Source organism: Sphingobacterium arenae (assembly GCF_014692505.1).
GTDB lineage: Bacteria > Bacteroidota > Bacteroidia > Sphingobacteriales > Sphingobacteriaceae > Sphingobacterium > Sphingobacterium arenae.
On the sequence record NZ_JACNYK010000005.1, the window covers coordinates 180,527 to 205,583 of the forward strand.

The following is a 25,057-nucleotide window of genomic DNA, read 5'->3' on the forward strand; positions in this document are numbered from 1 at the left end:
ATATAAACCTCTTATAATAAACTTTAAAACCAGATTTAGGGATAATCCAAAACTGGGATAAAGTTAACTAATATTTTTATGCTTTTGTATAAGCCCATTTGAGATATACAGCTCCCCAAGTAAAACCGCCCCCAAAAGCAGCTAATATCAAGTTGTCCCCTTTTTTTAACTGGTTTTCCCACTCCCATAAACAAAGGGGGATGGTGCCACTGGTGGTATTACCGTATTTATGGATGTTCACCATAACCTTATCTTCGGAAAGTCCCGCCCGCTCAGCTGTGGCATCGATTATCCGCTTATTTGCCTGATGGGGTACAAGCCAATCCACGTCATCTGATGTCAGATGATTTCTTTCCATCACCTCTACGGCCACTTCAGCCATGTTGGTGACGGCAAATTTAAATACGGTACGTCCTTCTTGGTACGCGTAGTGAAGACCAGCCTCCACGGTCTGATGTGTTGCCGGGTTTAAGGAACCACCACCTTTTATATTTAAATAGGGCCCTCCTGAACCATCCGTCTTCAAAACGGCGTCTATAATGCCATTATCTTCATTGTTTGGTTCTAACAATACGCATCCACATCCATCACCAAATAGAATACACGTATTACGGTCTGTGTAATTGACTACGGACGACATCTTGTCGGCCCCAACAACCAAGACCTTTTTGTGTTTACCCGATTCTATAAATTGAGCACCTGTCGTTAAACCAAATAAAAAACCAGAGCAGGCTGCCTGAAGGTCATATCCCCAAGCTTTCGTTGCACCAATCTTATCTGCTAAGATGTTTGCTGTTGCAGGGAACAGCATATCCGGTGTGCTGGTACAAAAGATAATCAATTCAATTTCGTCGGCGGAAATACCACGCTTTTCTAATAATCCCTTAACAGCCGGAACAGCCAAGTCTGATGTAGCTTTCCCTTCTCCTTTAAGGATTCTCCTTTCTTTAATCCCTGTCCTTGTTACAATCCACTCATCGTTCGTATCAACGATTTTTTCCAATTCCTGATTAGTGAGGACGTAGTCGGGAACATACCCATTTACTGCGGTAATTGCAGCGTGTATTTTTGACATATATCATTAATTGAAAGCAGACCTGATTTTATCGATGATTTTCGATTCAATCATGTCTTTTGATAGTAAAACCATGTTCTTGATAGCTTCGGGAGTTGAAATACCATGCCCGATGATAACGGGTGCATTTACCCCCAAAATAGGGCTTCCGCCGTATCGCTCGTAATTGAACCTATCAAAAAAATCATCCTTCATTCCTTTTTTTAAGGTGACTATATAAAAAGATTCGGCAAGTTTCAATACTACATTCCCTGTAAAACCGTCACATACATACACATCGGCAGCGTCCGTGAAAAGATCACGCCCTTCGGTATTACCGATAAAATTTATCTTTTTATTCTGCTGAAGCAGGGGATAAGTTGATATGGTTAAATTGTTTCCCTTCTCCTCCTCTTCACCAATATTTAGCAAGCCAACTTTAGGGTTTTTTACACCATAGATGTATTCCATATATAGGCTACCTAACGTCGCAAATTGAGATAGCATTTCGGGCTTACAGTCCGCATTTGCTCCTACATCCAATAAAATACCATAGCCACTTTTAATCTTCGGCACGTTCGTTGCAATCGCTGGGCGGAGAACGCCGGGTATTGCTTTTACACTAAATACAGCTCCAACAAGCATGGCGCCGGTATTGCCAGCGGAAGCAAAGGAGTCAATTTCGCCGTTTTTTAACAGTTCAAATCCTTTGGCAATACTTGAATTGGGTTTTTGGGTAATGGCTTTGGTCGGGTGTTCATGCATGCTTATATTTTCCGGAGCATGTATGTAATCAAATTTTTCTGGATTCGCTCCAGCTTGTTTTAACCGTTCTATGGTGTCATATTGATCACCAATCAGGACAAGACGTTGTCCCTCCTGCAATACTCTTTGGGCTTCAATAGCTCCATTTATGGTGGAGTCGGGGGCGTAGTCCCCGCCTAAAACGTCTAAACCGATTTTCATTCGTTATTATTTATCATCAATAATACGCAAAAACATCCCAAATTAAAGTATAAAAATTGAACTTTACACCTATTTGGGATGTTTAATTTCGTCGAATGATCTCGTTAGACGGCAGCGGTGTTTTCAATAATCAATTTTCCGTTGTAATATAAATTACCGTCTACTGTATATGCACGATGTGGTGTATGTACTGCACCTGTTTCCTTGCATACAGTTAACGTAGGGCTTTCCGCCTTATAGTGTGTTCTTCTTTTGTCCCTTCTTGATTTAGAAGTTTTACGTTTTGGATGTGCCATCTCGTATTTTTGTTTTAGTTATTTTTAATTTTCTTTAATATATCCCAGCGTGGGTCTGTCTTTTCCCCTGTCTCTGTATCTAATTCTGATGAGTCGCTCAACTTTTCCAACATCTCCGGGTCACAACTTGTATTTGTACCCTGTTCCGAACATTTACTGTAATAAGGGACACGGACATTGATGTATTCATAAAGCAATCCGGCGATATCCAGTTCGTAATCAGTTTTGGATAATACCAGCACTTCCTCCGTTTCCTGATTCCAATCGTCGTCTGTAAACTTGACCAGCACTCTCTCTTGAAAATCTTGTGGTGCGTCAAATTCGGATAAGCAAACATCGCATTCCAATCGGATCGTGCCCCGGATATGGAAGTTGACAATCAGCATGTTTTCTTGCTTTTGTAATTCTACATCCGCTTTGAGTTGCCCCATTTTTACCAGCGAGTGTTCATAACAATCAAAGAACTTGTCATCGACCTCAAACTCGAAATTGTGCTTTCCAGTCGTTAATCCTGAAAAAGGAATTCTATAATATTTTAGATGTTTCACAATCTGCATTCGAGCGTGCAAAATTAATTATTTTTTCAGTAAAAAGGAAACTTTTTGCAAAATTATTGTTCGTCGTCTCCGTAATAATATTTACCCAGTTCTATTTTCTGTCGACCGTTTGCCATCCGCCAACGATTGGTATCACGCAATGAATAAGCACAACCGCAATACTCCTGCATATAAAATTTTTCGCGTTTACTAATCTCTAACATACGTGCCGAGCCACCTTTTTTTCGCCAATTGAGTGTCCAGTACGCCATATCTGGATGACGAGATGCTGCCCGTAGTCCACAATCATTGATTTGTTCCATGTTTTTCCAACGTGAAATGCCTAAGGAGCTTGATATAACGTCAAACCCGTGTTTTGCTGCATATTCTGCCGTTTTTTCAAAGCGCATATCGAAACACATCGTACAGCGAATACCACGTTCCGGTTCATTTTCCATTCCTTTTGCCAATTCGAACCAGTGATCCACGTCGTAATCTGCATCAACAAATGGAATACCGTGCTTTTCCGCGAAACGGATATTTTCTTCTTTACGTAAATCATATTCGTTGCGTGGATGGATGTTCGGGTTGTAAAAATAAATCGTGAAGTCAATGTCCGAAGCAATCAACGCTTCCATCACCTCGCCCGAACAAGGAGCGCAGCAAGAATGTAACAATAATTTCTTACCCTCGTTCGGCAGATTTAATTTCTCGCGTTCAAATTCCTTGTTGTTCATGATACCAGCGTATTTAATATTATGATGCAATTTTACGGAAAACCACCAGATTTTACAAAAGTTCCTTAACGGTTGTCGCGGGTTTACCGATATACCCGTTTATTTTTTACTTTTGTAACAGATGATACAATAAATCTCTATGTCTAAAATCTCACCCATATACTATATGTTCGCCATGCTGGCGATTATCCTTGGATTTTATGCCTGTGAACGAGACGATGCGGAACCCGATTTGGAGATGAGGAAATTTACCCGTTTATACGTTTCTTTTGAGGAATATACACCGACAAAAAACCCACCGGACACCAATATTCGGGTTATTTATCCCGCGGATTCGTCTGTTTTTTCGTTTAATGGGCGACATGTGTCGCAAGTGCAGGGTGGTGGACCGATTTATTTTGAACCTAGCCTGAACGCTATATTTCAGGCCAGTGTTAACCGTGCTGGTACCAACGATACATCGATTGCTGTGCTTAACATGGGCTCGTCGGGATCCCTGAATAACGTAGGGCTCGCGAAAAGTAGGTATTACACGAATGTGCGCGGTATGGTATATCACCATCGGACAAATGTGCTCTTTATTGTTAACGGTGCAGGATCCGATGCGGGGGTATATGTTATGGAACGCCCAAGATATGCAAACCGTGAAAGCCAACCCGTTAAGAAATTAAGGAACAGTAGTTTAGCGATGTGGGGTGCAGCCTATCAAAATGAAAAGCTTTTTACCACGAAAACGAGCTCAACAACAAGCTCCCCTGCGGGGATTTATGTTTTTGAGGGTATTGCGACTAAAGAAGTAAATCCGCAGGATTCCATCGGTCGACTGGAACCGACCCATCTATTAGAAATAGATGGTGCATCGAATCTACGCGGCTTATTCTACGATACTGTCAAAAATGTCATGGCTGTTGCGCAAATGGGCGAGCCAGGGACCTCCGGAAGTGGACGTATCCTTATTTTCGAAAACTTTTCTGAACTGTTAGCAGAACAGACTATCACACCGACGCGGGTGATTACGGGCGCTAAGACCGGGTTAGTCTCACCAGTTGATGTCGTCATCGATACGAGGGAGGAGGGGGGCTATTTATATGTTGCCGATCGCACCGAGCGAAAAATATCGCGCTTCCGATATACAGACGATGGGGACGTGGAACCGGACAAAGTGATTGATACTTCCACTTTAAAAGATGGCAGGACACCAGTTAGTCTGACCTTGGATACCCGGGAAGGTGAGCCGTGAAGATTCGCAGTCATTTGATAATTTATATATTATATACTTTTTATGTCTAAAATCTCCCCTATTATATACTACGTACTCGCGGCATTGGCGCTTGTCCTTGGATTTTACGCCTGTGAAGAGGATGATGATGTAGGACCAGGCCTGGAAATTTCAGAGATTTCCCGTCTTTATGTTTCGTTTGAAGAATACGGCACAACCGATGAACGGGCGGATACAAATATCCGTATCATCCAACCGGCGGATTCCACTGTTTTCACCTTTAGAGAAAGCCATGTGTCACAGGCGCAAGGAGGAGGACCTATTTATTTCAATCCATACGTGAAAACGATTTTTCAGGCAAGTGCTAACCGTGAAGAGGTTACTAACGGGCTTGATACGGTGATTTCTGCGGTGGAGGTGCAACAAACCGGAAGATTGAATAATGTGGGAAACGGTATTCGAAGCAGATACTATAGTCAGGTTAAGGGATTTGTGTATCACGCTGCTACGCGATCTCTTCTGGCCGTGAATGGTGAAGGGACAGATGCAGGAATATATGTAGTGGATAACCCCAGATCCACAGGGAATCAGAAACAACCGTATAAAAAGTTAGTAAACGAAAATTTGAACATGTGGGGAGCTGCCTATGAAAGTGATCGGCTTTTTACCTCTAAAATAAGTGCGCCGGCAGGTATTTATATGTTTCAGAATTTAACCACCATGCCGGTAAGGGCAAGTGACTCTGTTGCCACATTGAATCCTGTACGTACATTTCGAATTGAAGGTGCTTCGGAAAAGCTCCGTGGCCTATCTTACGACACCATTAAGAACGTAATGGCCATTGCCGAAATGGGGGACGGAACAACGGTAGGAAGCGGACGCATCCTTATTTTTGATGATTTTTCCAGTCTGATAGAGGGAAATACGGATGTTATCAAACCATCGCGTGTGATTACCGGACCCAACACCGGATTAATCTCACCCGTAGATGTGGCGATTGACATGCGAGCGAGCGGTGTATATTTATATGTGGCCGACCGTGAAGCCAAGAAAGTATCTCGTTTTAGATATAGGGATGAGGGTAATGTGGAACCTGCGGATGTAATCGATACTTCGGGCTTGCTATACGGCAGAACACCGGTGGGCTTGGCATTGGACGCGCGGGACGATTCTACGTTGGATCGATGAGGGTTAATAACAATTGGACTTCTTCCCGCTTTTCGAGATTGTCTACGTGCTCATAAGCAGCAATAAGATTGCGTAATACGCGTTTGATAATCTCCAAGTTACTGCAGGGCTTTATGTAATCATCTATAGGAGGGAGGTTTAATTGCTGAAGAAAGGCTGTGATGTCCACTTCCCGCATAATCTGCCCGCGGTTGAATACATTGATATAGAAAAGAACCTCGTCGGGTTTTTCTTCGTTCATGTAAGCTAAAACAAAGTGTTTCGGCAAATTAACGCCATAAATAGGAATGTCTAATCGTTGGGCGACGATGCTATAAATGCAGGCTAATGAAATCGGATTTCCTTTTTTAGATTCCAGTACCTTGTTGATAAAGGAATTTTGGGATGCATGAAAATCGGATGTGTTACCCGATAAACCAAACTCACGGAATAGAATATTATTCAGTAATTTTACTTTTTCGATCGGACTCATGTCATACATCAGATGATACCAAGCATTGCGACGCAGTTCAGCAAGTTTTCCATATACTTCGTCTTCGCCTAAATTGGGGTATTGGTAGCGGTTTACGATAAGAAGACCCTCCAGTAAATCTTCTTGGTTACTTAGCTTCCACAATTGCAGGTCGTTTTTTACTTGGTTGAACTGTATCTTGTGGATAATTTGCTCGACCCGTTCTTGTAAAAGAACATCAAAAGACTGTTCCCAAGATTCTTCCAATAAAGGTATCACCTCCGGTCCACAAGTAATCAGCTTGTCCTCCAACACCTGATAGATTTCCGCATCTGGATCGTCCAAGAGCGAAATTAATGCCTTTAACTCCTGCTCATTCATCTGTACTAATATACGGAATTTTTGTGTTCTTTTTTCCCTCAAAAAAGAACCAAAAAAATCGTCGCTTCAAATCTTTAAGGAAAGGGATAGTACTAAGGGTGGGTTTCTACAACCTCAAAAATTTGTACGCGACTTTATTGGTTAAAGAAGGGATAGTACAATTGTATTGTCCCATCCTTAAACGCTAATGCCACATGTAAAATTTTGAAATATGTAGAAATTTGATAGTTGCATTATCCCTCTTTCCAAAATTTTAAAGTGGCGAGTTTTTTTGCATACTTTTTTTGAGGTAAAAAAAGTATGAGCCCTGTCACGGCTTGAGTGGCATTTTACTATTTCACTTGCCCATCCAACAAATTAATCACCCGTTTCCCATATTCCGCATTTTTTTCCGAATGAGTGACCTGTATAATGGTCATGCCCTCTTCATTGAGTTGCTTGAAAAGAGCCATGATTTCCTCGCCCTGTTTAGAATTAAGGTTGCCTGTTGGTTCGTCTGCTAGCAATAATTTAGGTGAAGCAGCCAACGCACGTGCAATACCAACAATCTGCTGTTGCCCGCCGGATAGCTGCGCCGGAAATAAATCTTTCTTTCCTACAATTCCGAAGCGGTCCAGCATGTCACCGACGATGGCTTTTCTTTCCTTACCGGATAGATTCTTGTAAATCAGGGGTGTTTCGATATTTTCGTATACGGTGAGCTCGTCTATCAGATGGTAAGACTGAAACACATAGCCGATATGCGATTGGAATAATGTTATTCGCTTCTTTGGTTTTAAAGCCAGTACGTCCTCGCCCATGAAATAATAATGCCCTTCGCTGGGCTCATCGAGTAAACCGATGATATTCAGAAGCGTAGATTTTCCCGAACCTGAGGGGCCCATGATGGAAATAAAATCGCCCTGTTCAATCTCCAGATTGATATCTTTAATTACAAAAGACCGCGTCCCACCTATATTATACCATTTAAAAATATGTTCTAGTTTTATCATCTTTCTTCTTTATTTATCATTATTATTCATTTCTTAAACTATCAACAGGATTAGTACGAGCTGCTCGTATGGCTTGCGTGCTGACGGTGAACAGCGCAATAACAGTAGCAATTAAGCCGGTCAGTACAAATATCCACCAGGATATCTCTATGCGATAGGTGAAATCCTCAAGCCACTTGTTCATGCCCCACCAAGAAATCGGAGCAGCAATCAAAAGGGCGATAAGAACCAACTTGACGAAATCTCTACAAAGCATGACGACTATTCCTACCACGGAGGAGCCCAGCACTTTTCGTACGCCGATCTCCTTGCTACGCTGTTCGGCCATAAATGCGGCAAGTCCGAATAACCCGAGACAGGCAATACCAGTTGCTAACGCAGCAAAAGTCAAACTTAATCTGCTTATGCGGCGTTCCGCTCTGTACATGTTATCAAATGCGTCGTCCATAAAACGATAAGAGAAAGCGTATCCCGGCGCGAACTTATTCCAAGAATTCTCCATACGAGCAAGTAATGTTGGAATGTCTGCTGTTTCTATCTTAAACGCTGCCTCTACAGGATGGTTGCCTAAAAAAAAGCCCAGCGGAGTAACGGGATCGCGGAGTGACTCAAAATTAAAATCCTTGACCACACCGATAACGTCATACGCCATCATATTTTTATCCAATTGAAAATAGATTTTCTTGCCAATAGCCTCTTTTTCTGAACCAAACTCAAAATGTTTTACGGCGGTTTCGTTCAGGATGACCGAAGTCGAATCTGCCAAACGGCTGGAAGAAAAGTTGCGGCCCACTGTCAGTTCCAAATCAAATGTCGGCAGATACTGATCATCGACATACCAAGTCTGCATCGATACGGAATTTCGAGTCGACATAACCGTTTCTTTCGAGTAAGGGTTGTCGTTTCTACTGGAGCTCGACACGGGTAAATAACCGCTGACAGTGCCCATTTTGATGCCGGATAGATTCAAAACCTCGTCGCGGAAAGCCCTTGCTTGGTCTCCCAGAACATGATAATCACTTACTAAGAGAATATTATCCCGTTCATAGCCTATTTTTTTATGTTGAATATACTGCAATTGTGTCGTTATAATGAAGGTGCCAACAATCAATATGATGGATATCGCGAATTGAAAAATCACCAAACTGCTTCGAAAGAAGCTTTTCCCCGAAGTGATGACGGACCGTGATTTTATGACCTGCAGCGGCCGGAATGAGGAAAGGTAAGCGGCTGGATAATAGCCTGCTATCAGTCCGACGAAGAGTGTTAGAAGACCGATGAAGGGCAGTGACTTCCTGTTTATCAAATCATATATCATGAAGGTTTTTCCCGACAGATCGTTAAATAGCGGTAAGGCCGTTATAACAATGACGATTGCTAGGCAAATCCCTCCGAAAGACAACAGGAGGGATTCCGTTAGAAAATGACCGGCGACACCACTCCTCGATGAACCTAGTAGTTTATGTACTCCGACATCCTTCGCCCGGCTCGCGGACCGTGCGGTTGCCAAGTTGATAAAATTGACACAGGCGATAAGCAATATAAACAAGGAAATAGCACTAAAAATATAAACATATTGTATGTTGCCGTTAGGCTGAAGTTCACCCATCAAATTGGAGTGCAGGTGGATGTCCCTGATAGGGGTAATATCGTAATAGAATACATTTCCTTGTGTTCTAAACTCTTCCATGCTAGAGATGTCCATGAACTGTTTAGCCGCTGGAAGACAGTGTTTGTGCACATATTCATCGAGATGGGATGTTAACAGTGTTCGATCCGTTGGATCTCGCAGTAATATGTAGGTGGTGAAGTTGTGGGAAAGCAGTGCACCCCAATTTTCATAAGGTGCGTTTTCCATAGCAAACAGAAAGTCATAGTTGAAATGGCTGTTTTTCGGCATATCTTCTATTACGGCTGTAATCTGATAAACCGTGTTTCCAGCATCGTTCGTTTCTAACGTCCTACCCACGACGTCCGTCGTGTTAAAATAGCGTTCGGCGGCCGATCGGCTTAATACAACGGTATTTGGTGCTGCCAATGCATGGTGGAGATTCCCGTGTAGTCTCTGGTAGGAAAATAGGCGAAAAAAAGAAGAGTCGGTGTGTGCTACACGGGCTTCTTTAATCCAGCGATTACCATTTTTTACCAATTTCGCTCCGCTCGATATGTATAATCGCGTGTAGTCTTCTACCTCTGTATATTCATCCCGAAGTATCGGCCCCATCATGTCACTTGTTCGTGCCATATCCAGTTTGCTTTCGCCCATATGTATATGTGTATTGAGGCGAACAATACGATCTGCATTGGTCTGGAAGCGGTCATAACTAAGTTCATCAACTACATAAGTGGCAATAAACATAAATCCGGCGAGTCCGAAAGAAAGTCCCACAATGTTGAGCAGCGAGAACATTCGGTTCTTTGCCAGATTACGAAAAGCAATTTTAAAATAATTTTTGATCATCTTATATATTTCATTCCTGTTTTTATCGAGAACAATTGATGAGCCGAGAATGTATATTTCTTGTTTTTAGATGTTTATGTTTGTTTTGACGAAATTGAATTGTCCGATATCGGACAGTGGTTGTTCAATGCTGAACAGGTAGAAAATGAGATAAAATTGTGAATCAACTATTCAATAACCGTTTAGATTCTCGGGCTAAGCGCGTTAAACCTTCCTCTAACAGGTGTCTCGGACACGCAATATTGATGCGTAGAAATTGATCACCGGGCAAACCATATTTTATCCCTGCCTGCAACCATAAGTTTTCATGCTCCAGCATCTTGTCCGCGATGGTGGAAGAAGGCATCTCTAATGCCGTACAGTCTAACCAGACTAAATACGTAGACTCTAAGGGAATAACGGGGAAGTCGGGTAGGTGCTGGCTACAGAAGTCGGCTAAGTATTGATAATTAGCATAAAGATATGTTTTTAAGCTTTCCAGCCAAGGCTCTCCTTTTTCGTAGGCTGCAATTAGACTGTCAATAGCGAAGACGTTCAAGGCCGTCATTTCCCATTTTGTCAATATTTCCCTTACCATCTTCCGGAAAGCCTCGTTTTCGGTAAAGAAATAGGCAACCTGTAAACCGGCTAAGTTAAAGGTTTTGGAAGGGGAGGAGAACGTCATGGAGTTTCTGGCGTAAGCTTCCCCTAAAGAAGCAAACGGGACATGTTTGAAATCTCCATACACCAAATCCGAATGGATTTCGTCTGACAACACGACGACGTTATGACGAATACATATTTCGCCAAGCCGTTGCAGTTCCGCTTTACGCCATACCCGCCCTGCCGGATTATGTGGATTACTAAACAAGAGTAATTTTACGGCAGGATCGGCAGCTTTTCGTTCTAAATCTTCAAAATCGATTTGATAACTTCCGTTGTCATACAGCAGGTTATTCTCGACGAGTTCACAATGGCTTTGCTTTACAGTCATGAAGAAGTGGTTGTACACCGGAGGTTGTACGATTATTTTATCTCCTTCAGCGGTTAGTGCGTCTACGGCTGCTGCGAGGGCGGGCATGACGCCGGGTGTGGCTACAATCCAATCCTTTTCCAGACGGAAGGTATGCCTTTTCATCCACCAGCGTTGAATAGCATCATAAAAAGAATCTGATATTTCACTGTAGCCAAATATACCCTGCGAGGCACGGCTTATTAAAGCTTCCGTCACCTCAGGAACTGTTTTGAAGTCCATATCGGCTACCCACATGGGGAGCACATCGGGCTTCGACCATTTAACGCTTCCTGTATTCGATCGATCGATTAATTCGTCAAAGTTGTATTTCATCGTATAGTTTCCCTTATCGTTTTGTGTTATACAAACTTAAGGAATTACTCTTCTTCATTTTTCCCTTGATGAAAAAACGAAGCAAAAAAAACATTGCCTTACCCACGCGTCACCAATGCTTCACCCATAATAGGAGGTGCGCGGGTCATGCTAGGGAAATCTATCCACCTTATTACGTGCTGTACATGGACTCAAGGTGGACTCAAGATGGAGAGAACATGGACTCACATGCCCTCATTATTTAAGCATGTGCGAATCACCTGTGAATCGTTGCTGATGTATAGCCGCATCGTCTTCGATCGTTGCCCGTATCAAGAATGGATAAATAATTTTTTATCTTTGCGGCATCTGACAAAGGTGCGAAATGCACGACCGCGCTTAGGAGATCTTGTAGCAGATAAAGAATAGAAGTCTCTCCATTCCGTCACTTAAAATGCAAATCGGAAGGGCTTATTAATGTTAGGGAAACAAGTAGCATGAAGGTTAAAAATTCGGGAAAGACTGTTGTAGCCGATCAACAGAAAAATAGCTTTTTATTTTTAGCTTATTTAGCGGGGCTAAGTATTATAGGTTTTTTGGCTACGGATATGTATCTACCCGCATTCGACGTTATGCGTGTCGATTTAGATACATCCAAAAGCAATATCAGTGCCTCGCTTAGCCTTTTTTTGGGCGGATATGCTATCGCGCAGATCGTATGGGGACCGATATCAGATAAATTTGGAAGGCCTAAGGCCATTATATCCGGGCTGCTTATTTTTATAGTAGCTTCTATTGGTATTTACTTTACGAAAGAGGTCAATACACTGTTGACATTAAGGTTGATTCAGGCGGTAGGCGTTTGTGCGGCGGCTGTGAATTGGCAAGCTTTGGTGATGGAGCGTTACGCGAGTGCCGATGTAAATAAAGTATTGGCAAGTATTATGCCTTTAGTAGCACTTTCACCTGCATTGGCGCCGTTAGTCGGGGTGGCATTACTTGATTATTTTTCTTGGCGTGCTATATTTATTGTTCTGGCTTTGCTCGCTGTACTTTTGTTGATCTATACATTCACTTTAAAACAAAGCAATCGGATCAGTGTAGAAAAAAAGCCGCTTTCTAAAGAAAAAAAATCATATAGAGATATGCTCCGGTCGAAAAGATATGTAGGCAATGTATTGATCTACGCCGTATGTTCAGGCGCTTTCTTTGCTTGGCTGACCGGATCCCCATTCTTTTTAAAAGAACTGGGGTATAATGAAAGTCAGATCGGCTTTAGCTTTGTACCGCAGACCATAGCCTTTATGGCAGGCGGATACGGCTATCGATTAGTGTCGAACCGTATTGCAGGAGGTAGGTTAGTGCCCTTGCTATTGACGGGGTATGCTATCAGTTTAGTTGCGGTATTTTTAATAACGATTACCCTACAACCGACTTTGACCTTATTACTGATACCTTTCTGTATCATGGCATTTTGTAACGGCGCTTGCTATCCGATTGTCGTCGCACAAGCATTGAAGGTGTTTCCGAATAACGCCGGTAAAGCAGCAGCTTTGCAGAATACCATTCAGCTTGGTATTTGTTTTTTAGCAAGCGCTGTGGTATCTTTTTTTGCTCAAACACCTTTATTGACGACAAGTATCGTTATGCTCTGCACGATCCCTTTCGCATTGTTAGGTTATAAGTTAAGTTTAAAAAGTGGGATATAGGATCATTGTCTTCAACAGTGACCCATACTTTTCGGTAAATAGGTATTTTGCTGTAAAGCAGTTCTTTGAGCTTTGATGGTTGGCGTATTCTTCTTATATTAGCATGACCAATGATGTGTTAATGAATAGATAACGATGAGCACAACATGAGGTATTCAGATGAATTAATAGAGAGGCAATGATGCTAACAAATGCGAAGACCAAGAACAAATGATTTAATTCGTTGAGCCATAGATATGACTTTTTAAGGCTCGGCCAGTTAAAGACTGCAAGCAAAACATTTAATCCCGGATGAGGTTAAAAAAACTCATGAAGTAAATAGGGAAAAGTAATTTTGCAGTAGGGTATATGATAATTGTATCGATCGGAATAATTCTTCTTGTTTTAATGGTTGCATTGACAATGCAATTCAAGATCCAACGTATAGACTTAAATGATAGTATCTGATCAAGATTTATTTAATTCGATAAAGACTGACAATCAGCGAGCTTTAAAAGAGCTCATGGATCGATATTGGCGATCTATGTTTCTTATGGCTGCCTCTGTTCTAAAAGATCGTAGTTTGAGTGAAGAAATTGTGCAGGAAGTATTTATAAATATCTGGAATAAAAGAGCATCAATCGAAATTACCCATTCAGTTAAAATATATCTCTTCGCTTGTACGCGATATCAAATATATAAGCAAGTAAAACAAAAGAAGCTTGTCCAAATCGATATCAATCAATTTCACGAACTTATCCCGGATCCATACACTCCTCAACATACCTTGGAATATCGTGATCTTTTAGATAGACTGGAAATATTAATAAATAAACTACCTCCTCGATGTCGAGAAATTTATCAAATGAGGCGCGACGAAAACTTATCTCAAAACGAGATTGCAGAAAAGCTGCAAATTTCAAGAAAGTCTGTAGAGAATCAGATGACTATAGCACTGAAGAAACTAAAAGCAGGGTTGAGTAGATTTATGTTTTTTTGATTTTTTTTTTTAATGCTCTTGGGGGATAACCAACTATTCACACTCTATATCTATACACTGACACGATATGGAGCCGTCAATTATAAAAACAATCATAGAAATCCTTTCTCGTAGATCGGGCAAGAAAGATCAACACGAGGTCGATCAATATCTAGCCGAAGCATTCGAAAAAAACAAATGGAGTGATGAGTATGGTGATCCAGAAGAAGTAAAATCAGAAATTTCAAACGTTGTCACCAATAACATTAATCCTCAAACCCGTGTAAATAGAAAAGTATATTCCATGCTCTGGAAAGCTGCTGCAGCTCTTATATTAGTAGGATTTGTCGGATATTATATTTCTAAAGTCGATCGTGTAAGCAGATCGATTCCTGTAAGATTGTTAACATTTTCATCCAAAACGCCTGGACTCAGCACCTCTGAAGGTGATTTTAAACAGATAAGCGAAATGAAAATTGGTCAGATATATCAAACATCGTTATTTTCTATCGAAAGGTTATCGCAACGACAATTTCGCTACCTATCAAAAGTAAACATAGGTTCCAAAACCCTCATACGATTTGCAACAGATGCCAATGAGAGCTATCAAATTGAACTTGCTGATAAATCAAAAATTACGCTTGATTCAAATAGCGAGCTCATATTTCCGAGTGAATTTTCGGGAAATAGTCGGGAATTGGGAGCGTCTGGCAAGCTATTCTTTGATGTTGCCAAAGATAAGGCTCGTCCATTTTCTGTTAGTTCAGAAACCATCACCGCATTAGTCAAAGGAACGTCATTTGTTTTTCGTGCAGACGGCAGCAAAGAAAATTCCTTTGTTGCGTTGATTGAGGGCAGTTTAGAAATGAAAACTCCAAATTCACAGATACTTTTGAAACCTGGACAGAAAGGCCTTATTAAAAAGAACCGTTTATCTGTTGATAAATTCAACTTGGATGAAATGATAGCATTCGAAAGAAATGAGTTTTTTTTCGAAAACCAACCGATTAGCTATATCATGAATGAAATCGCTCGTTGGTATAAAATGGATTTGGAGCTTATCAGCTTTGATAAAGATCCCCATACACTTACCGTAAAAATAAACCGAAGTAAACCGCTTAATGAAGTCTTAGATATACTCGAATCAACTGGATCACTTAATATCAGCATGGAAGAAAGGAGGATTATAGTCAGAAAAGTAGAAAAATAACCCGATGGCTTAAAATGTCGGAATGCTGCAAACATCCCGACAATAAATTTAGGTCCTTAGCGAATATAGCAATCTAATTTATTTACTAAAAACCAAGTAAAACTATGAAAATTCCATGGAAAAGAGAACAATTTCTGTTCTTTTTAAAGACCATTATTATGATGAAAATCTTGCTTTTAATTAGTGCATTTACCTTCTTACATGCTAAGAACATCTTAGGTCAACAAATAAACTTCCGAATGAAAAACGCGAGTTTCGACCAGGTGCTTATTAGAATAAGTAAAGAGGTTAACTACGACTTAGCATTTGACCCGAAATTATTCGTCGATCAAAAGAAGTTTGATATCGATTTCAAAACAACAACAGTCAAAAATGCATTGAATCAGCTGTTTAATAATACCCCGTTTACTTACAAAGTGGTAAATGAAGTAATTGTGATACGAAAAGAAGAAGTTGAAAAGGAGGCGGATGCTCATTTAGGTAAACAGCAAAGAATTATAAAAGGACGAGTTTCAGACGCTGCTGGCAATCCGTTGTCAGCCGTTACAGTGACAGTAAAACACAGTCAAGTTGCTAGCTTGTCCGATAATCAAGGTGATTTCGAAATTGAAATTCCACCGAATAGTTCTACGCTCGTATTTTCGTTAGTTGGATATTTGAAACAAGAGATTATGCTACAACAACAAACGACAATTAACGTCCAACTTCAATCTTCAATTAATAATTTAGATGAGGTTGTCGTTGTGGGGTATGGCACGCAAAACAAAAGACTTATATCCGGATCAATAAGCAATTTAAAAGAAGAAGAGTTTAATAAAGGTGTTAATCGAAATGCTGTTGATTTACTACGAGGAAAGGTCGCTGGCTTAACGATTACGTCCGGGTCGGGTGATGTAAGCAAAGGTGAAACCATTCGGTTGCGCGGCACTTCATCCCTTACAGGAAGCTCCGCACCTTTTGTTGTTATTGATGGAGTCCCTGGGATGAATATTAATTCCGTTGCTCCTCAAGATATTGAGTCAATAAGCGTGTTAAAAGATGCTTCTGCCGCAGCAATCTACGGATCAAGATCCGCGGGTGGGGTTATCTTAATCACAACAAAAAAAGGTAAAGCAAATAATCCAATAATAAACTACGAAGGTTATGCAGGTGTCGACAAAGTGAGTAATAAACCAAAAATGCTAAGTGCTGATGGTTGGCGTCAATACGTAAAGGATAATAACCTAAATGTTTCTGGTCTCGATAAAGGGGCAAACACAGATTGGTTCGATGAAATATTAAGAACAGGGGTGTCTCAAAATCATAGTCTTTCTGTATCAGGCGGAAATGACAATAGTGTTTATAGAGGCTCGATAAATTACCTAGATCGGCAAGGGCTAGCGATTGGAAACGATTTAAAAATGTTAAATGGTCGCTTGGCATTTACTCAAAAAGCGATGGACAATAAGCTTGAGATTTCTTTAATCGGTGGAATTACACAGCGTGATTATAGTCCTACAAACGATCGGAATTTTGTTCTTGCATATAATATGCTTCCAGTTTATCCAGTAAAAAATGAAGATGGAAGCTGGTTTGATAGTCGTGGATACGATGAAGGGAATCCAGTTAGAAATCTAACGTACAATAGTATTGATAACAAAGAGAGTCGCTATTTCCTAAACGCACAGGGAAAGATCAATATTTTTTCAAATTTGATTGGACGCGTGAATCTCCTTAGAGAAAGGGGGGCTAACGATTATGGTTTATATAACCACTCAGAGACAGAAAGTGGAAGAGATGATGGTGGCTTTGCATCACGTCAATCTTGGACGAATGATAGAAATTTACTGGAAACAACCTTAGAGTATATTTTAGAAGATCAGTCTTTGCACAACCTTTCTATACTAGCGGGTTATTCATATGAAGATAATTACTATCAAGATGCAGGGGCTCAATCAAGACAGTTTGTTACTGACTTTTTCGAATACAACAATTTATCTGCTGGTGAAGTTCTTCGTGCTGGCGATGTTTGGTCAGGGGCGAATATGAATAAGTTAATTTCTTTTTTTGGTCGTGCAAATTATTCCTTCGATGAAAGGTATGTTTTAAGTGCATCATTGCGTCGCGATGGTTCGTCGAAATTCGGTAGAAATCACAAATGGGGACTTTTCCCGTCTGTTTCGGCTGCATGGAATATTTTGAGAGAATCATTCATTCAACAAAATGTATTTGATGATCTAAAATTAAGAGCAGGTTATGGGGTTATTGGAAATCAGGACGGCCTAAATCCATATCAAACATTAGAGTTATATGCCGCAAGTGGTAGATACTACGATAATGGAAGTTGGTATCAAGCTTACCAAATTGGGCAGAATGCAAATCCAGATCTTAAATGGGAAGAAACAGCGATGTTTAACGTCGGAATTGATTTCGCAATGCTAAAGGGTCGATTGAGCGGAACAGTAGAATACTATGATAAACAAACTAACGACCTGTTATATATGTATCAAGTTCCTGTTCCTCCTTTTTTATACCCTTCGATGATTGCAAACGTAGGATCAATGTCGAATCGTGGAGTTGAATTTTTATTAAACGGAACACCTGTGCAGAAAGACAATTTTACTTGGAATGTCTCTTTAAATTTTGCCCACAACAAAAATGAAGTGACGAAATTATCCAATGCGAACTTTTCAACTTCGTCCATTAAATTAGGGTCGGCTGCCGTAAGAGGTGCCGCACATACAACTACACACATTCTGGAAGAGGGACGCGAAGTAGGTACTTTCTTTGGTTGGAAATCATTGGGGCTTGATGCTGAAGGAAAATATATCTTCGATGATATGATAGACGGAAAGGCTGGCTTAACGGATGATGATAGAACTTACATCGGCTCTGCTCAACCGAAGTTCACATATGGAATCAACAATTCATTTAATTATCAAAATTTCGATCTATCCTTTTTTCTTCGTGGAGTCTATGGAAATGATGTTCTAAACTTTTCTAGAATGGCATATGCGACTACACTTTGGCTTCCGGGCGGAAATGTTCTTGAGGAAGCCCTCACCAACGGTCTAACAGACAATCCGAAATACAGCAGCTTTAATATTGAAAAAGGATCATTCTTACGTCTTGACAATGCCACCATTGGCTATAGTTTTCCAGCAAATTCTATCAAATATGTAAAAGGGTTACGGTTATTCCTAAATGGACAAAACCTCTTTTTGATTACAAATTATAAGGGAATGGACCCTGAAGTTGAAATGGGAGGACTAGCACCCGGCATGGAAGGACGAAATTATTATCCAAAAGCTAAAACCGTATCATTCGGACTTAATCTAACACTCTAGCACTTGATGAGCATGAAAAAGTTATTAAAATATGGGTTAGCAACACTGTTAACAATTCATATATGTGCGTGTACAAACTTAGACGAAGACTTGTACGACAAACTCCCTGCCGACAAATTCGGACAGAAAGAAAAAGAAATAAATGCTTTAATAGCACCGATTTATAGAACTTTAAAGCCTATTTGGAGTCCGGCATATTTTTGCATGGTAGACGGTTCTTCCGACATGGCTATTACCCCAACCCGTAAGGGAGGTGATGGATGGGAAGGTGGTTTATTTAAAGAATTTAGATTCGGAACCTGGACATCTGGAAACCGATATGTTACAGACTCCTATAACGGAATGATGCGCGGCGTTTCAACCTGTAATCAAATTTATCATATGGTAAATTCAAACCCCTCGGTTATCAATAAGGAACAAATACTAGCCGAAATCCGGGCAGTACGGGCGTTATGGTATTATTATCTAATCGATAATTACGGAAATGTTCCGATCGTTACGGATTTTACGGTTACCGAAAAGCCGAAAACATCGAGCAGAAAAGAAGTTTATGAATTCATCCTTGCTGAGCTGAACGAGGTGAAAGATCTGTTAAGAGCTGATGTAACCAGTAGTAGCTATGGAAAGATGACCCAAGGCGCAGCATATACGCTATTAGCAAAGATGTATCTCAATGCAAACATTTGGAATCCTACTGGTGGGACCAAATGGGACGAAGTTATTGCTAGTTGTGACAAGGTGCTTGAACTTGGTTACACTTTGGAATCCGATTGGAAAGCTAGTTTTGCGGTCAATAATCAAAATTCTAAAGAAATCATTTTCCCAATTGTGTTTAGTACGGTCGATGGTGGTAACATCATGCTACAACATACGCTCCATTATCTAAGTAATACTGCTTTGGGATTAAGTACTACGGGGTTTAATGGTATTAATGCCATGCCAGGCTATGTTCATGAATTTGATACCGACGATAGTCGCTTTGCAGGCTCCTTCCTTATTGGAGAAATGAGAGATCCTGCAACTGGAGAACTCTTAATTACAGCTCATGGACGTCCATTGATTCACCACATCGATTTTACATTCAAATACAGCGTAGACGCTGATGGCTGGGGCCAGGTAGAACAAGAAGACGGCGCACGTTGCTACAAATGGGAATTTCAAAAAGGCGTAAACGGAAATATGGAGAATGACTATGCCATTTTCCGATTAGCAGATGTTTACTTGATGAAAGCCGAAGCATTAGTGCGTTCAGGATTATCGAATGCTACGGCAACTGAACTCGTGAATGCGATAAGAAAGAGAGCTTTCACGGATCCTTCTAAATTACTTAACCAGGTAACATTGGATGATATCTATAAAGAGAGGCGTTTCGAGTTCGCTTGGGAATTAGTTAGCCGTCAAGATATGATCAGGTTTGGAACTTTTTTAAATCCAATCCCTGGGCCTGTTGGTAGAGGGGCAATTGACGCCACGCGATTGATATACCCTATCCCGCGGACGGCCATTGACGCCAATCCCGGCTTAACACAAAACCCCGGATATTAGTATTTTTTAAACCTAACATATCACGCATGACAAACTCAATTTTAATAAGCAGCACTATCTTCGCATTGTTCTCCGTTGGTATACACGAATCCCCTCAGGTCGTTCATAACATTCCGATGACCTACAGCATTGATTTGCAGCAAAAGGGACAGTGGATCGATCTATTAGCGAATAATTCGTTAGATGCTTGGCATCAGTATAATGGAACCGGAGTTAAGGGATGGAAAGTCGAAGAAGGTGTTTTATCCACGTCTGGGAAAAACGGTGATATCGTCACAAACCAAGAATTTGAAAATTTCGAATTAGAGATAGAATGGAAAATTGAAAAAGGAGGTAACAGCGGTATTTTCATCTATGTCGTTGAACATCCAGATAACAAGTACATGTATCAGACTGGACCGGAATTTCAGATAATTGATAATGAAAATTATCCGCAAAAACTCACCGAGCAACAAAAGACAGGATCAATGTCCGATGTAATCGCCCCTACGCGATCTGCTATGAATCCAGCAGGTCAGTGGAACAAAACCCGTATTTTATCTAAAAATGGTAGGGTACAACATTGGTTAAATAAAAAACTTATTCTGGAATACCAAATGGGCTCCGATGAATTAAAAGAGCAGATTGCGACAAGTAAGTTTGCGACGTTCCCCTATGCTAAAGTCTCAAAAGGAAAAATCGGCATCCAAGATCACGGAGACCCTGTGTATTTTAAAAATATCCGAATAAGCGAAATAAACTAAAACCAAATAACATGGAAAATAATTCAAGAAGAGAGTTTATCAAAAATGCTAGCTTACTAACTGGCTTTACAATTGTATCGAATACAGTCCTTGGCAAAAAGTTTGGGCACATTGCCCCTAGTGACAAGTTGAATATTGCTGGAATCGGTGTTGGAGGTATCGGTAGCAGAAATCTCAACAATATGAAAACAGAGAATATCGTGGCACTTTGTGACGTTGATTGGAAATACGCAGGCAAAACGTTCAATACGTATCCAAAGGCACAGCGCTTCAAAGACTGGCGGAAGATGTTCGATGAAATTGGCAACAGCATTGACGCTGTAATGGTAGCGACTCCGGACCATACCCATGCGGGCGTAACGGCACACGCTATTACCCTGGGAAAGCACACCTATACACAGAAACCTTTAACCCACAATGTATATGAGTCCAGATTGTTAACCAAATTGGCTAAACAATATGGCGTAGCGACCCAGATGGGTAATCAGGGTAATTCTTTTGACTGGTGTCGCGAAATTGCCGAATGGATCCAATCAGATGCCATTGGCGAAGTCTATGAAGTTCACTGCTGGACCAACCGTCCTATTTGGCCGCAAGGTTTGATGAAGCCAAAAGAAGGCATGTCAATTCCAAAAGACTTGGATTGGAACCTCTTCTTAGGGCCTGCTGAGCATCGCGAATACAACTCTGTTTATACGCCCTGGAATTGGAGAGGTTGGTATGATTTCGGAACCGGCGCTTTAGGTGATATGGCCTGTCATATTATGGATCCGATTTACTGGGCATTGAACTTAAAATACCCGACTAAAGTAAATGGCAGTTCAACATTAAGTAACCTATACTCACCTCCTCATGCAGAAATTGTGAAATACACTTTCCCGGCACGTCCTGAAACAGGCAAAGTCAAAATGCCGGAAGTAGATGTCTATTGGTATGATGGAGGGTTACTGCCAGACCGTCCGGAAGAACTTGCTCCTGGAACGATGATGGGGGATCCGGATGGTGGCATTATCTTCATCGGTAAAAAAGGCAAAATCATGACGGGCTGTTATGGCATGAATGCAACCTTGCTCCCGGTTGAAAATATGAAGGATTTCAAGAAACCTACCCCATGGATTCCTCGTGTTAAAGGTGGAAACGGTGATATCTGGAAAACCGATGCACACGAACAGGACTGGATTAGAGCCGCCAAAGAATCCACAGAAAACCGTACGGAAACTAGCTCGAACTTTCAATTCTCCGGTCCTTTCAATGAAATGGTTGTCATGGGCGTTCTTGCTGTACGGCTACAAGGTCTAAATAGAGAATTGCTTTGGGATGGTGAAAACATGCGTTTTACCAACATCAATCCGAATGATGAAATTAAAGTCGTTACTGTAGATGAGTTTCACGTAACGGATGGTCATCCGAAATTTAATCGTCAATCCATAACGCTGAATGCCGAGCAAGCCGCGAAAGAATGGATAAATAAGCCTTATAAAAATGGTTTTTCATTACCAGAAATGCCAAAATAAGCATTAACGAGTACTGGCAATGATATAATTAGCGTGTAGAGGCTGTCTTTTTGAGACGGCCTCTTTTTACTTTTATAAAAAGTATGAATTTACTCATCCCTTAAACTATCCACCGGATTGGTTTTTGCCGCTCGGATGGTTTGAACACTGATGGTTATCAACGTAATGAATAGACCGATCAAGCCAGCGAGTGCAAACATCCACCACCGCAATTCAATTCGGTAAACGAAATCATCCAACCATCTAGCCAAGAGATACCATCCTATGGGAATAGCAAAAAGAAATGCTAAGCCAACCCAGCTGATGAATTCCTTTGATAATAAAAGGGTAATACCCCTTATGCTGGCACCTAATACTTTTCGGATACCGATTTCTTTGGTGCGTTTAACCACCATAATGGATAATAACCCTAGAAAGCCTAAAGAACTTATTATTATGGAAATAGCCGCCGAGATCCATATCAATTTTTCCAACAGGGCTTCTTTTTGGTATAGACTGCCAATCTGTTCATCATAAAATCTATAATCGAAAAGTTCGTTTGGATACCATTGTTTCCATTCTTTTTCCAAATCTTTGAGCAATTGACTTGGATGGTTCCCTCGATATTTTATCGCTAGGTTTTTGATGCGCACTTTATTATATCCGATAACAGTAGGTGATATACCTTCTTTTAAAGAATTGGTGGTGAAATCGCGAACTACACCAACAATTTTTCCTTGATATTTGTCATTTAACCCGCCGGCATGTAAATCTTTTCCGATGATCTCGTGATAATTCTGGTAGCCTAGGTTTTTGGCCATCTTTTCGTTTATCAAAAACTCGGGATGTTGTTCATCGTCTTTGAAATTATGACCTGCCAGCAATTGTATACCAAACGTTTTTATGTAAGCGGAATCTCCGATGGCGTAACGTGGCGCCCAAGTTTCCCATTCTGCTCTGTTATCAAACTTAAAAGTCCCTCCCCAGACTTTATCATATGATGGAGGATTATCACAAAAAGTGAAAGCTAAAATATCACTACGATGCATTAGAAAGGCAGTTATCTTTTCGACATTGTCCCGCATGTCATGCTTTAAGGGAAAGACAAACACCGTTTCTCTATCAAAGCCCATGTCGGTATTTTTAAGATAACGAACTTGGCTAACGATAACAATAGTGGAGGCGATTAAGATTAACGCAAGCACATTTTGAAAGACAATCAATGCTTTTCGCCCTAATCCCCAGTTGCCAGCAACCTGTTTCTTTAACGCAACCTGAATCCTCGTTTTGTTAAGAAAATAGGCGGGAAATATGCTTGTTGTTACGCAGATGGAGAACCAAATGACTAGGGAAAGAAAAAATAATTTCCGGATCGATAATACCTGTAACGGTTCGTTGACGAACAGATAATAATTGCTCCAGTCAATGGCTGTCCATAGAAATAACCAGGCCAATAACAAAGCAAAGAAAGAAATCAATAACGACTCTATTAGAAACTGGAGGAACAATTGTCGTTTTGAACTTCCCAGCACCTTTCGTACCCCCATTTCTGTACTTCTATAGAGTTGTTGAGCAGAAACTATATTCGTATAATTTATGGCTGCCATAAACAGGATACCTAAAGCGACAACAGTCAGAATCCCTAAAAGTGACAATTGCGTAGCCTTGCCATAATCCATATCGAAATGGAAGGCCGTCAAAGGAAGTAGTTTATAGGTATAGTATTCCAGTACATCTTTATGCCAGTGTTTCGCTATCAGTTGTCGGATACTATCTTCTATACCGACTTTGTCCTCGGCATGGCGTAAGGTCAGCAGGATATTATTGGCTGAGTTGGTGTAACCCCAATTATGAAAGAAGGCGCTTTCTCGGAATTCATTTGCAGAGGCGAGTGAAAAATATATCTCTGACCGAAAATCGGAGTTCTTCCGGCTATCGTCGATAATACCGACGACCGTCGCAGGAAATTTGCTTTCTACCCATATGGTTTGTCCGATGGCTTCCTCGTCGCCAAAGAAATTTTTTGCCATGGTCTTTGTTAAAGCTACTGTTGCCGGCTCGTCCAACCGCTGCGGACTTCCGGCTAACCATGGGAAATCCATGATTTCAAAATAATCGGATGAGGTAAAACACGCTTTGCCTTCTGTTTTTCGAAGTTTATCGCCAATTTTTAGCGTAAAATCCTGTTTGTCTATATACAGCGCAGCTTTTTCGACCTGTGGTAATTCTTGTCGGATAGCGTTGTACATCGCATAAGAACCACCCTTATTATGTTCTGTCTGGTCGAGGTGTAAATCTTCTACGACGATGAAGGTGCGTTCAGCATGGGGATGAAAACGGTCGAAACTCAGTTGGTACGTATTGAACGCATAGATAAATAAACAAGTAGCAATAGCCAGACCAAGACCCACTACATTGAGTATGGAATGAAACCGATATTTCACTATTTGACGGAGCGCGGTTTTTATATAGTTCTTTAACATAAT

19 protein-coding genes are annotated in these 25,057 nt (G+C 40.9%); 9 read left to right on the forward strand and 10 right to left on the reverse strand.

What is annotated here, in order from left to right; translation table 11 throughout:
• Window positions 1–76: 76 nt before the first annotated feature.
• The 5 genes from H8B17_RS16535 to H8B17_RS16555 form a co-directional block, all read right to left on the reverse strand.
• Window positions 77–1,075: a beta-ketoacyl-ACP synthase III gene (locus tag H8B17_RS16535; protein WP_190310335.1), complete on the reverse strand. Its 999-nt coding sequence runs from the start codon at window positions 1,073–1,075 to the stop codon at window positions 77–79.
• Between the two features lie 6 nt (window positions 1,076–1,081).
• A complete protein-coding gene (plsX, locus tag H8B17_RS16540; RefSeq protein ID WP_190310336.1) occupies window positions 1,082–2,020 on the reverse strand; it encodes a phosphate acyltransferase PlsX in 939 nt (312 codons plus the stop codon).
• A 104-nt stretch (window positions 2,021–2,124) separates the two neighbouring features.
• Window positions 2,125–2,316, reverse strand: coding sequence for a 50S ribosomal protein L32 (gene rpmF / locus H8B17_RS16545; RefSeq protein WP_148919306.1), 192 nt, complete (start codon window positions 2,314–2,316; stop codon window positions 2,125–2,127).
• Window positions 2,317–2,330: 14 nt separating this feature from the next.
• The gene (locus H8B17_RS16550) at window positions 2,331–2,873 is read right to left on the reverse strand and encodes a YceD family protein (RefSeq protein WP_223816640.1); all 543 of its coding nucleotides are present in this window, start codon (window positions 2,871–2,873) and stop codon (window positions 2,331–2,333) included.
• A 53-nt stretch (window positions 2,874–2,926) separates the two neighbouring features.
• Window positions 2,927–3,589: an epoxyqueuosine reductase QueH gene (locus tag H8B17_RS16555; RefSeq protein WP_190310337.1), complete on the reverse strand. Its 663-nt coding sequence runs from the start codon at window positions 3,587–3,589 to the stop codon at window positions 2,927–2,929.
• A 139-nt stretch (window positions 3,590–3,728) separates the two neighbouring features.
• Between H8B17_RS16555 and H8B17_RS16560 the strand changes: the two genes are divergently transcribed.
• Both H8B17_RS16560 and H8B17_RS16565 read left to right on the forward strand, forming a co-directional pair.
• A complete protein-coding gene (locus tag H8B17_RS16560; protein WP_190310338.1) occupies window positions 3,729–4,829 on the forward strand; it encodes a hypothetical protein in 1,101 nt (366 codons plus the stop codon).
• A 42-nt stretch (window positions 4,830–4,871) separates the two neighbouring features.
• Window positions 4,872–5,996, forward strand: a complete 1,125-nt coding sequence (locus H8B17_RS16565) for a hypothetical protein (RefSeq protein ID WP_190310339.1) — start codon at window positions 4,872–4,874, stop codon at window positions 5,994–5,996.
• On the opposite strand, the gene H8B17_RS16570 is transcribed toward H8B17_RS16565, so the two are convergent.
• The 4 genes from H8B17_RS16570 to H8B17_RS16585 all read right to left on the reverse strand — a co-directional run bounded on the left by H8B17_RS16570 (window position 5,980) and on the right by H8B17_RS16585 (window position 11,608).
• Complete coding sequence (locus H8B17_RS16570; RefSeq protein ID WP_190310340.1) at window positions 5,980–6,828, reverse strand: transglutaminase-like domain-containing protein; 849 nt, start codon at window positions 6,826–6,828, stop codon at window positions 5,980–5,982. The genes H8B17_RS16565 and H8B17_RS16570 overlap by 17 nt on opposite strands.
• Window positions 6,829–7,160: 332 nt before the next feature.
• Entirely contained in the window at window positions 7,161–7,820 is a 660-nt protein-coding gene (locus tag H8B17_RS16575) for an ABC transporter ATP-binding protein (RefSeq protein ID WP_190310341.1), read from the reverse strand.
• Between the two features lie 22 nt (window positions 7,821–7,842).
• Window positions 7,843–10,281 carry an ABC transporter permease gene (locus H8B17_RS16580; RefSeq protein ID WP_190310342.1) on the reverse strand — a complete coding sequence of 813 codons (2,439 nt, stop codon included), beginning with the start codon at window positions 10,279–10,281 and terminating at the stop codon, window positions 7,843–7,845.
• A 163-nt stretch (window positions 10,282–10,444) separates the two neighbouring features.
• A complete protein-coding gene (locus H8B17_RS16585) occupies window positions 10,445–11,608 on the reverse strand; it encodes a MalY/PatB family protein (RefSeq protein ID WP_190310343.1) in 1,164 nt (387 codons plus the stop codon).
• Window positions 11,609–12,084: 476 nt separating this feature from the next.
• Between H8B17_RS16585 and punC the strand changes: the two genes are divergently transcribed.
• The 7 genes from punC to H8B17_RS16620 all read left to right on the forward strand — a co-directional run bounded on the left by punC (window position 12,085) and on the right by H8B17_RS16620 (window position 22,592).
• On the forward strand, window positions 12,085–13,296 hold the full coding sequence (gene punC, locus H8B17_RS16590) for a purine nucleoside transporter PunC (RefSeq protein WP_190310344.1): 1,212 nt from the start codon (window positions 12,085–12,087) through the stop codon (window positions 13,294–13,296).
• Between the two features lie 433 nt (window positions 13,297–13,729).
• Complete coding sequence (locus tag H8B17_RS16595) at window positions 13,730–14,275, forward strand: RNA polymerase sigma factor (RefSeq protein ID WP_190310345.1); 546 nt, start codon at window positions 13,730–13,732, stop codon at window positions 14,273–14,275.
• A gap of 67 nt (window positions 14,276–14,342) precedes the next feature.
• On the forward strand, window positions 14,343–15,464 hold the full coding sequence (locus tag H8B17_RS16600; RefSeq protein WP_190310346.1) for a FecR family protein: 1,122 nt from the start codon (window positions 14,343–14,345) through the stop codon (window positions 15,462–15,464).
• Between the two features lie 104 nt (window positions 15,465–15,568).
• Window positions 15,569–18,790 carry a TonB-dependent receptor gene (locus tag H8B17_RS16605; RefSeq protein WP_190310347.1) on the forward strand — a complete coding sequence of 1,074 codons (3,222 nt, stop codon included), beginning with the start codon at window positions 15,569–15,571 and terminating at the stop codon, window positions 18,788–18,790.
• Window positions 18,791–18,802: 12 nt separating this feature from the next.
• A complete protein-coding gene (locus H8B17_RS16610; RefSeq protein ID WP_190310348.1) occupies window positions 18,803–20,335 on the forward strand; it encodes a RagB/SusD family nutrient uptake outer membrane protein in 1,533 nt (510 codons plus the stop codon).
• Window positions 20,336–20,361: 26 nt separating this feature from the next.
• Window positions 20,362–21,078 (forward strand): 3-keto-disaccharide hydrolase, encoded by a 717-nt coding sequence (locus H8B17_RS16615; RefSeq protein WP_190310349.1) that lies wholly within the window; start codon window positions 20,362–20,364, stop codon window positions 21,076–21,078.
• An 11-nt stretch (window positions 21,079–21,089) separates the two neighbouring features.
• The gene (locus H8B17_RS16620) at window positions 21,090–22,592 is read left to right on the forward strand and encodes a Gfo/Idh/MocA family protein (protein ID WP_190310350.1); all 1,503 of its coding nucleotides are present in this window, start codon (window positions 21,090–21,092) and stop codon (window positions 22,590–22,592) included.
• A gap of 89 nt (window positions 22,593–22,681) precedes the next feature.
• Here the strand turns inward: H8B17_RS16620 and H8B17_RS16625 are convergent, their stop codons facing one another.
• Complete coding sequence (locus H8B17_RS16625) at window positions 22,682–25,054, reverse strand: ABC transporter permease (protein ID WP_190310351.1); 2,373 nt, start codon at window positions 25,052–25,054, stop codon at window positions 22,682–22,684.
• Between the last annotated feature and the right edge of the window lie 3 nt (window positions 25,055–25,057).